This is a genomic window from Flavobacterium praedii (assembly GCF_026810365.1).
GTDB lineage: Bacteria > Bacteroidota > Bacteroidia > Flavobacteriales > Flavobacteriaceae > Flavobacterium > Flavobacterium praedii.
This window is the reverse complement of the sequence record NZ_CP113948.1, coordinates 587,550-598,704: the sequence shown is the minus strand read 5'-3', so window position 1 is coordinate 598,704 and position 11,155 is coordinate 587,550. Positions and strand designations below refer to the sequence as shown.

Here is an 11,155-nt window from a genome sequence, read left to right as displayed (position 1 = left end):
ATTTTAATTATTGGAATTATTTCTTTGATCTACAATCTCGTACTTCTTTAACCTCTGGGACAAAACGATACCACCTTTACCTGAAATAGTAAAATAAGTGCTGTTTTTAAAAACCGAAGCATTAATTGCATTTCTGTTATAATTTGCATAAATCACCTCTAATCTCGGATAATGCACATCTGGTTTTTTAAAATCCTGCGAAAAATTAGTAGCTGTGTTGTAATAAAAAACCTGTTTTTGTAAAAAATAAGCTTTAGATACTCTAACTATGATTTTGGAATAGGGAAGACTCGAAAAAGGCTTTGCACTCATTGTTATTTCCCAATATGACTTGTAATCAATGAATTTATCAATTTTGCACAATTCTAATAAAGGCTTCATATCAAAATCGCCAAAATAAGTAGGGATCGGATTTGAAATCTCTATAGCTTTTTCCGGATGGCTAATCTTAAGATTTACCGATTTTGAATTCAAAATTTCTGTTTCCCCAATTTTCATATAGATTTCATTTTGGCTGTTTTTATAAAAACTTCCTTTATAGCTTTCCTCTATTTTTTTAGAATCAAAATCTTTATACAAAACATATTTTGACTGATACTGAAGCGGCTTGGCAACACTGTATTGCTGCCCTAATTTTTTAAAAACTGCGCTCACTGTTTGTGCATGGCCAAAACAACAATAAAACACCAACCAAACACAAAATATTTTTTTGCAAAACATACCTTATTTATCTGTATTAATTACGTTTCCTGAACGTGTCTCCTGAATTGTTTTAACCCCTTTGGCAGTTTCTTTTTTCACACGAACTAACCCGCCTTCGTTATCATACTCATAAAAAGTACTGTAATTATTTTCGTCCAATTCTGACATTAGTTTAAAGGTTTCAGGGTCATAAACAAATGACTTTACGCTACCATTTAGGGGATGAATTCTAATGTCATCAAAATACACAGGAACACTAGGACTTTTGTTCTCTAAAACAAAACCAATTGTTATCGCATCATGTGGGACTTTAATTTTTTTCACAATTCTTTGCCAACCATCGATAATTTCCCCTGAAGGATCAGCAACTACTGTAGCTATTATTTGCCCCGGAACATCTAAAGCCTCTTTTTGTCTATAAAACACAATATTAATTACAGAATTTGTATAAGACTTAACTTGAACAAAAGATTCCTCTTTAACCCATGCGCTCAATAAATATTCATGATCCGGTTCTGGTTTGAAAGAAAAACAATCATCGCAAAAATCCTTGACAGCCGAAACACCACATACAATCTGACTATCTGCTATTTTGTCTGAAATATAGGTTTCATCTGAAGCCAATAAACTAAAGTTATCATGACCAAAATAAGTTCCATTTTTAAAGTCACTTATACTTGATACCGGAAACTCAGTATCGCTAAATCCTAATAAATACTGTAAAGACTTAGTTAATCTAGCTGCTACTTTTGCAGTCAAACTTCTTTTTTGCAATGCCGTATTATAATTTGGATCTTCGTTACGATCCAGAACTTTTCCAGTTGATGGCTTATCTACATAAAAACCATTTTCAATACCTACGACATACAAATGGGGTAAATCAGGACTGCTTCCTTTAGCATTATTAAAATTCTTCATAGTGCTTTGAAGTAGCGTAGCATTTGCCGTTTGACAACCATCCGTAATCATAATAACTGCATTTGGTTTCAAAGTATAACTTATTGCTCTATTCAGTCCACTGTTCCAATAATCTGATCCTGCACTAACTCCTGTTTGTCCATTTCTAGATCCCAGATCATCAATCCAAGTGTAAAATTTATTTAAAACAGATGGATCAGTAGACACTTTAATTGGCTCAATAAAATCCGTTCTGGTATCAGCATCGCTATCAGACATTCCAGTTAATGAAATGTAAATATTAGATCCTATTTTTTCATTAGTCAAAGCTTGTTGGTAAACAAACCCTTTTAATTGTTTTTTGATTTTATTAATCTCTGTTAAATCAATTGAACCTGATTCATCGATCACAAGTGCCACGTGAGACACACAAGATAATTTCTCAACACAAAAATCAATATTTCTCACAAAACTATTTAACTCATCAACTTTGCCATCACTAAAAATAGTTTTAACAGGTGTAATAGTAGCAGCATCTGTATATTGTTTCAAATCAATATCCAAAATGTTACCCGAAAGAGGTTTTGGCAACTGTACATCATTTTCTGAACTTGCGCTCGAAAAGGAAAAACTTATGGTACTGCTTGTATTAATGAAATTATAAATTATTGGTTTTGCTTCAACCGTATATGGTGATAAGGCAGCCAATTCTTTGCTTGCATAAATATTAGCATCCACACCAGCAGGAATATCTTTTAACTTATTTGCTAAGGTTAAAAACAAACCTTTAAGTACGGGTGTATTCACATTTTTCTTAGTACACGATTCGACATTTGAACACAAAGAAGTAACTTCATCATATCCTTTTTGTAAAAAATCGCTAAACACTTTTTTAAAACCAACCTTGGCAATATCCGCTGTCGAAAATTGAACAAAATCAGAATTTAAAATCGAATTTGACACTGAATAATTAACAGGTGTTGAACCCATAATTTCAGTTAAAAATTGGACTGGTGTAATAATTATTTTTCTTTTAGCTTTTACATAAGTAAACTTCCCTTCTTCCACCAAAACAAAAAATATTTTTTTTGCTTTACCAGAAGCCAATAAATCTTGGTAAGCATTTTTGGCTCCATCGAGGGTAGAAGTATTGTTATCTTCAGAAATAATGAAGAACGAAACATCAAGATCGTCTTTTTTTAATGAAGTGTTCTTCAAAATACCACTATTAATCAAAGTCGAAAAAGTATTACTATAACTGTTGTCTTGAATTCGTATTACCGTTGGCGTACTATTAGAAATCTCATTCGCCGTTCCAACTTTGTACACATCTCCTGGACTTACCGTAATTTCTTTATTGACTACGACTGCATTTACCCCTTTATTGGTCATGTCAAATGTGGTCGCAAACAATTTACTATTCCTATTGTCTTTAAGGAAATCCACAACTCCATTGGCAATATTCATTCTGGAACCTAAATTTAAATATTTACCTCCAAAAGCCATATCTGGAATTTTAAAATTGAAATTGAAATGAACCATACAATTGGTAGGGGCACAAGATTCTATTGTCACTTTTTTAGTAAACGTTTCAAAACATTGTGTTACCATATCTGTAGCTACCATTGTAATGGAATAGTCCCCTGGAACTGAAAACGATACATTATAAAGACTCGATGCACTGGCCATTGAAGAATTTACAACTTCTCCTGTAGCATTGGTACTGGTCCAAACATAACTTAAGTTGGGAGCTGTAGTCTCAAATGAAAAGGAGATATTTTCATTTAGACATTTTTTTTCTGGTACTATAGTCATTTCCTGAGCGAATGTAGCTTCGCAACCATCAGCGCCAGTAACTACCAAATTTACATTGTATTTCCCTTCTGTAGTAAAAACAAACGAATGCGTTCCAACAGTAGTAGTGGTACTATTCACTGTTTGACCTGCAATATCTGTAATTGTCCATTTATAGTTTACTACTTCGCCATTGACCGAGGTTCCAGCTGTTTGCTCAAAGGAAAACTTTGCGGTTTGACCAACAGCAACTTGCTCAGTAGGTAACTTTAATATTCCTGTTTTTGGGGTGCAGTTAAGGACTTCTATTGTAATTTGGTTTCTTTCTAAAGTAAGATTTTTGCCAAACTCCCCATCTTTGGTCATTTTGGTGTTCTTAGAAATACAATAATAAACTCCTAAATCTTCTTCGCTCAAATTTGAAATTACATATTCTCTGTTAACTGCTCCTTCTATTAATTCTCCATTTGGTGAATAGCCATTATACCATTGATAAGTATCTTCAGGAGTGAATCTACCGTCAGTATACATTGATAAAGTAAAAGGCTTACCTATACTACCTGCAACTGTTTCTTCCTTATCTGTTTTGTCTTGATAGGCGTAATCAAATGCTACATTACTATTTATTAAATCAACATAAAAATCATCCAAATCAGCAAATCGAAATTTATTACCTGAAATAAAAAAAACTTGTAAATTTGATAAATTTTTCAAACTACTAGGGACAACACTATCTAATTGATTTGACTCCAAATGAACATTTTCTAAATCTGTCATATTACCAATTTCGACAGGAATAACACCATGTAAATCATTATTTTTTAAATAAAGAAGTTTTAGTTTTTTTAAATTACCAATTTCGGCAGGAATTGTCCCAGATAATAAATCATTATAACAAATTTCCATGTTAATAAGTTCAGATAAATTCCCAATACTCGATGGAATTGAACCCGTTAATTGTGTACTTCCTAAACCTAGATATGTAAGTTTAGTTAAAAAACCAATTTCATTAGGAATAGTACCTGTTAATGGATTCCAGTTTAGGTTCAAATTTGTAAGTTTTGTCAATTTACCAATTTCAGAAGGAATTGGTTCATTTAAAAAATTTCCTGCCAGAATCAATTCTTCTAGATTAGTTAGCTTACCAATACTAATAGGTATCGCACCAGTCAAACCAAAACCTTGTAATTGCAAGTACTTAAGGTTAGTTAAATCACCAATACTGGATGGTATTGATCCATAAGAACTATTCCTATAAGCCACAACCATAAGTCCTTCAAGCTTCGATAGTTGATTTATTTCATCTGGCAAATTCCCTTGTAAATTACTATCAGGTCCCAAAACTAAAAACACTATATTTCCATTACTTACAGTAACACCTTTCCAACCTGTTTGTGTAGCCTCATCCCAAGAAGTTACTGGTTTTGAAAAATCCCATCCAGTCCAATTATCATTATATGAACTCATATTGTAAAATTGTTGCAATATTGCTTTTTCTGAAGCTGGTATATCAGTTTCTTGAACTGATCGATTGCTTATAGACTTAGTACTTTGTCTTTCATTAATATTTTTAAAAAGAGCATCTTTTCGTTTTTTTAACTCCAAATACTGACTTTTTTGCATACCACGAAATTGATTAATTTCACGGGCCAGATCTTGCTCTTTTACTCCATGTTCTTTTAGAGATGTGGTTACTCGAGCAACATCAAACCCTATTTCCTGATCACTCAAATCCTGTGCAAAAGTTGCCAATGAACACAGTACCATACAAAAAGTAAGGATCCAGTATTTCTTTATTTTAATATCGTTTACCATGTTTATGGGTGTATTATTTTAATAGAATCGTATTTTGTCTCATTTATTTTTTAAAAGTAACACCAATACCGGCTGTTGCAGGAGATATTAATTGTAAAGAATTATTATTTGTATCAATTTGCATAGATGCACCATTTACAGAAACAATTCTAAGCGATGCCGTTCCTGATGTATTGGATTTTAAGAATTGTGAAAATGGAGATAAAAGATTGATTCCAATCGTTTTATCAATACCATTATAAACAATAGTAATACTTGAAGGCGTATAAAGTGGTAATGGAACGAAAGCGTTATTTACCCCTGAATAACTTATATTATAATAATGAGTTGGTGTGAAACTAGAAAAATATTGAAATTCTATTGTAACTGAATCCCCTTTTACAATTCCTAAACCATCCAATTTGATATCTGCGTGTCCTATAGCATACAAGAAATTTCCACCATTAGGGTATGAATTACCCGGAAAACTTTCTGATACACCTACATTTGAAAAGCCAATTAGTGCAGTTGGTGCTGGAGTTGGGGTTGGATTTGGTGTAGTTACAGAACCCGCATCACAAGGACCTATTAAAGTTGCTCCGCCAATAACCATTCTTGAGCAAACCGGTAAAGAATCTCCTGCTGGCACAATAACCGTCTGGCTCATACCATCGCAGTTTGTAAAAGATACTGTTCTACCATTGGTACCACCAACAATTTCGTACTCATTGCAACTCAAAACACAAGGTATTACACCTGAATGATTGACTATACTCGATGCAATAATTTCAGTACAAGGAGCATTATAACCAGACTCTGTTCTAGTTAAAGTATAAGTTTGTTTAACTCCATTGCCATCAATATAAATTACATAATCTGTACCTGTATGACCAATCGGATGCACTGCTTGATACCAATATGATTGTGTTGGTGCTGGAGTAGGCGTTGGTGTTGGCGATGATCCTGAACCTATTTTAATAACTCCTGTTATAGGTGTACACGCTGGTAGCACTGTTGTAAAAGTTTCAAAAGGAGTCTCACAACCTTTGTCATCCTTAACATTTAAGACCACGCGATATCTTCCTGCTCCACTAAAAGATTGTGATGCAAGAGCAGTTGTAGCTTTAGCTAATACTGTAGTATTGTCTAAATTATAAAAAGTCCAGTCGTAAGTTAAATTTGTAGCAAGCGTTTCTAGAGAAAAACTCGCATTTACCTTTGCGTTTAGAACTTGTGGAGTAGATTTTAGGACTCCTTCAATTGGAGTACATAATTTCTCTGGGCAAAAATTAATATGTTTTACACTGCATCCTTTTTCTATAGATCCAAATTTTGCAATAAAATTTGTCTCTGTTTCGGAATCAATATAACTCTCTAAATTGACATCTGTAACTTGAGCATTAGCTCCCATAAACACATCATTGTTATTTACAAGATTACTAAAAGAAAATGATCCCTGATTGTAATTGTAAATTGCTGGATTTGGAAATGTAATAAAAGGAGTTAAAGCAACTAATTCAGCACAAGTATAACCATTCGTTACCGTCCCTGCAGGAAGGCTTTGCAATTTATTAACTAAATTTATAAACAACCCTTTCACAACCTGCGCATTTGGATTGGTCGCTACACAACTGGCTGTTACACATTTTTTCCTTTTGGCTTCATCATATGATTTATCTAAAAATGTTTTAAAAACGTTTTGAAAACCTATATCTGCAACCTGGGCTTTTGAAAACATAACATAATCAGAAGTATAAATACTATTGGTAGCTGAATAATCAACCGGGGTTGAACCCTTTATTTGTGTTATAAATTCTAAAGGAGATAAAAAGGTATTGGTAGCAAAATTTTTAAATTGTCCTTCTTGTACTAAAACAAAAAATATTTTCTTTGTTTTAGTAGAGCTTATCAAATTTTGATAGGCAGTTTTAACTGAATTTATATCACTGTATTTATCATCCGAAATGATAAAAAACGAAACGTCAATGTTGCTAATTTGAGTATTACTTGAAATACCGTTTGAAATTGTAGAAAAGGTATTATTATAATTATCATCCTGTAACCTAATATATCTGGTAACATCATCATATACCTCAAAAGTTCCATTATTAATTACAGGTCCTGGAGCAGTGGTAATTTCAAAATTATTTTTAAGAAGTCTAGGACCTCCAGAACTGTCATCAAATGTGGTAATAAAAAGTTTCTTATTTACATTCTGAGACAAAAATACTGCTACTCCTCTTGCTATATTTTTCCTAGATTCAAGATCCAAAGTAATTCCACCATACACAGGCTTGTTATCAGGCAATTTAAAATTAAAATTAAAATGTGTAGTACAACCAACCAAAATTGGCGCTGCTACTACCGAAATAGATTTGGTAAACTCACTAGAACAATTCTTATCATCTATAACTTTCAAACTAATTGTATAATCACCCAATGCAGTTCCGATAAAACTATAAAACCTACTGTTATTTGAAGTTGTATCTAGCGTTTGATTGGCAGCATTGGTAACCGTCCAATTATAAGTCAAATTTGTTGCTGTTGTTTCAAATGAAAATTTGACACTTGTATTTATAAATGGTGTAACTGCAGAAGTGCTGAGTGTCCCTTCTATTGCTTTACAATCTGTTGGACAAAAATCAATATATCGAACTTCTGATTCTAATGTACAATCTTCAGCTAGTAATATAACTCTGCTTTTATTTGTTTTTTTACTCCAGTTCTGTTCATAACAAGTAACTAAATAATCCTCAGAAGCTATATATTGACTTAAATCAAAATAAATATCAAAATCATGAGGATCATGACGTTCTGTTCCATATGGAAAAGAAAGATGAACATCATACTCTCTATTTGGAGCAAATGAAAAATCAATTTGTGTGATATAATTATTACTCCCATCTCTTAAAGTTTCACCTTCCCCATTTCTTGTAGTTTTATAATTATATATTTTATCACCTGTACCATTGGTAATATAGGGCTTTAAAGCTATCAATTCTGGAGAAGCTTCACTAGCATTAATTTGATCATCAGTCTCCCCTTCAAAAGATCTTGACATAAGATTATTCAACAAATTAAAATACAAAACTTTCACAGTTACTGATTTAGGATTCAATTCAGTACAGCTGTTCTCTATTGTGCATAATATTTTCTTTGTAAGTTCTGTAGTACAACCTTTGACATTATCCTTAAGTAGTAATACAACTTTGTGAAGTCCCCCTGTTGTAAGAACAAATGGAAATATCTTTTGATTGCTAGTACTAATTAAATTAAGACTAGGATCATACAACTGCCATTCATAAGAAATATTTACATCTGATCCAGAATAAAATCTAAAATTTAATTCTTTAGGCTCATTTATTTTCACAGAAGGAACATTAAAATAATTATCTGTTACATAAATAGATCCAGCACGAGAATCTTCGGTAAAAGTACAAATATCAACTACATTCATAGTTCTAAAATATTTGGCTGAACAACCTGAATAGTCTGTCATTTGTAATTCTAAATTATACTCTCCAAGTAATGCTATTGAAATTGTAAAATGCGACTGTGTACTTGTTTCGACCAAATCTCCATTTGAGTTATACAATTTCCAACTATAAATATTATCACTAGCTGGTTGTACATATCCATCGAATGAAATAGGCAATGGAGAATTAACAGGAACTTTTACATTACTTTCATAATAGTTGGTATTTGCAATAGATATATAGTACCGATTACTTATTTCAGCTGGAATTTCGCAAGTATCAACTACATTGATTATTTTCTCAAAAGTAGTAGGACAATCAAAAAAATCCTTAAAACTAAGTGTCACTTTGTAACTTCCTGTGGCCGTATAAGTTTGAGCTATTTCAGTTGAATAAGGCGGAAGTGGTTTTATATTTTCTTTTATTGTTCCATCTAGGTTATAAAATGTCCAATCGTAGCTTGTTGCGATAGCATTTACTATTTCAGAATTAAATTTAATAGGATAACCAACAACTACTAAATCATCTTTTCTAGAAGGATTGATTTTTATTTCCCCAGTTGCTATTGTACATAAGTGAGTTACGGTAACCATTTTCTCAAAATGAGCCTTACAGCCTGTTGCGTCTGTTACATCTAGAGTTACTTTGTAAATCCCAGCATCTTGAAATCTTCTATTGGCTGTTTGTGTGGTAAATACTTCACCACTTGTAGTCCCATTTAAATAATAAAACCGCCATTCATAAGTAAGTCCAGTTGCAGTGGTATTGAAAGTTACTGTTATGCCGTCTACTGTTGTTGCTGGTTTCGGGGTTTCTATTGTGCCTGAGATACAACTATTAATTACTTTTAATGTAATTGGCTCGCGCTCTAACACCAATGGCGACATGTCTGGATTTGTTAAATGGTAAGATCTACAGGTATATGTTCCTGTGTCTGTTGATAACAGGCTAGGTATGGTATACTCACTACTGGTTGCACCAGTAATTGCATTACCATTTTTAAACCATTGATAAGTGTCATCTACCAAATACCGAGTATCTCCATCTGCATACATTTTGAGATCTACTGACTGACCAGACGGTTTAGTGATGGCTTCTAGGGTGTTGATCTTGGATTGATTAGAATAATCAAAAGCACTTCCTAATTTTGTTTTATAAGCTTGAAATTCTGTTACGAAATCTATGAAACGGAATTTATTTCTAAAAATCCAGAATAGATTTAATTTTTTTAAATTAGTTATTTCCGAAGGGATAACTCCCTCCAATTTATTAGACCCAATCCATAACGTTTCAAGTTCACTTAACCGACCAATCTCTGTAGGAATTTTACCGGTAAAATTATGACCAAGTATAAGGCTCCTGAGTTCTTTTAACTGAGCTATCTCAGGAGGAATAATCCCTCCTATAGAATTACCTGAAATATGTAACAAATTAAGTTTTATCAAGTTACATATCCCGTTTGTTAAATTACAAGTTAAATATCCATTATTAAGAAGGTCTAATTGTTTTAAATTTCTTAAATTTACAATCTCTGACGGCAAAACACCCGTCATACCTGTATTATTTAGTAAGAGATATTCTAGTTTTGACAAATTACAAATCTCTAAAGGAAATTTTCCCCCTAAATTCTGACCTAACTGTAAAAAAGTTAAACTCATCAAATCACCTATTTTATAGGACAAACCTCCTCTTAACCCATTAGTTTGATCAAAATTTAAATAAATTAAGTTTTTTAGACTATAAAACTCATCAGGAATTGAGCCAGTAATATTATCGCAATATGTAATAGATAGACTTTCTAAATTTATAAGAGAAGTTATAGGCAAAAGAGTATCTGTGAAATTAGTCCTACTCAAACCTAAAGATTTAAGAGAAGTCAAGTGCTGTAAATTAGTTAAAGAACCGGTCAAAGGATTATCCCCTAATTCAAGTATCCCCAAAGAGGTTAGACTGTCAAGATTAGGAAATACTACATTTAAGTTATTTAAATTATTGCTATTTAAAGATATGTTAACAACATGCCCCTCATTGTTTACGGTAACTCCATACCATCCTGTTCTAGTCTGCCAATTCCAAGAAGTCACAGGCTTTGAAAAATCCCAAACACCTTCGATTCGAACTGTATTACTCCAGTTATCCCCACCAGTACTATCGTACAAAGCCTTTAAGGCTACTTTCTCTGTGGCAGGTATGTCTGTAACAATCTGCAACCTCCCAGTTTTCGGTCTTGCTGATACTTCATTCTTTATTTTCTGCAAAATACCGTTTTCAACCTTTTTTATCTCCAAATATTGGCGTAGTTGCATGTCTCGCATCATGGTAATCTTATGGATGAGGTCTAGATCTTTCACCCCGTGCTCCTTAAGCATAATCGTCGTTCTTGCCACATCAAATCCAATCTCCTGATCACTAAGTTCCTGAGAAAACCCAATCGTTGTAATAAAAAAACTTATAATACTAAAAACTAATGTATATTTTAATTTCATCTTGAT

3 protein-coding genes are annotated in these 11,155 nt (G+C 32.7%); all 3 read right to left on the bottom strand.

Annotated features, from left to right (window positions below):
• Nucleotides 1-3: 3 nt before the first annotated feature.
• Genes OYT91_RS02605 through OYT91_RS02595 form a run of 3 tightly spaced genes read right to left on the bottom strand, consistent with a single transcriptional unit; the run spans nt 4 to nt 11,149 of the window.
• A complete protein-coding gene (locus tag OYT91_RS02605; RefSeq protein ID WP_489886106.1) occupies nt 4-720 on the bottom strand; it encodes a LolA3 family protein in 717 nt (238 codons plus the stop codon).
• 3 nt (nt 721-723) lie between these two features.
• The gene (locus OYT91_RS02600) at nt 724-5,208 is read right to left on the bottom strand and encodes a leucine-rich repeat domain-containing protein (protein ID WP_281239387.1); all 4,485 of its coding nucleotides are present in this window, start codon (nt 5,206-5,208) and stop codon (nt 724-726) included.
• Nucleotides 5,209-5,251: 43 nt separating this feature from the next.
• Nucleotides 5,252-11,149, bottom strand: a complete 5,898-nt coding sequence (locus tag OYT91_RS02595; RefSeq protein ID WP_281239386.1) for a hypothetical protein — start codon at nt 11,147-11,149, stop codon at nt 5,252-5,254.
• Between the last annotated feature and the right edge of the window lie 6 nt (nt 11,150-11,155).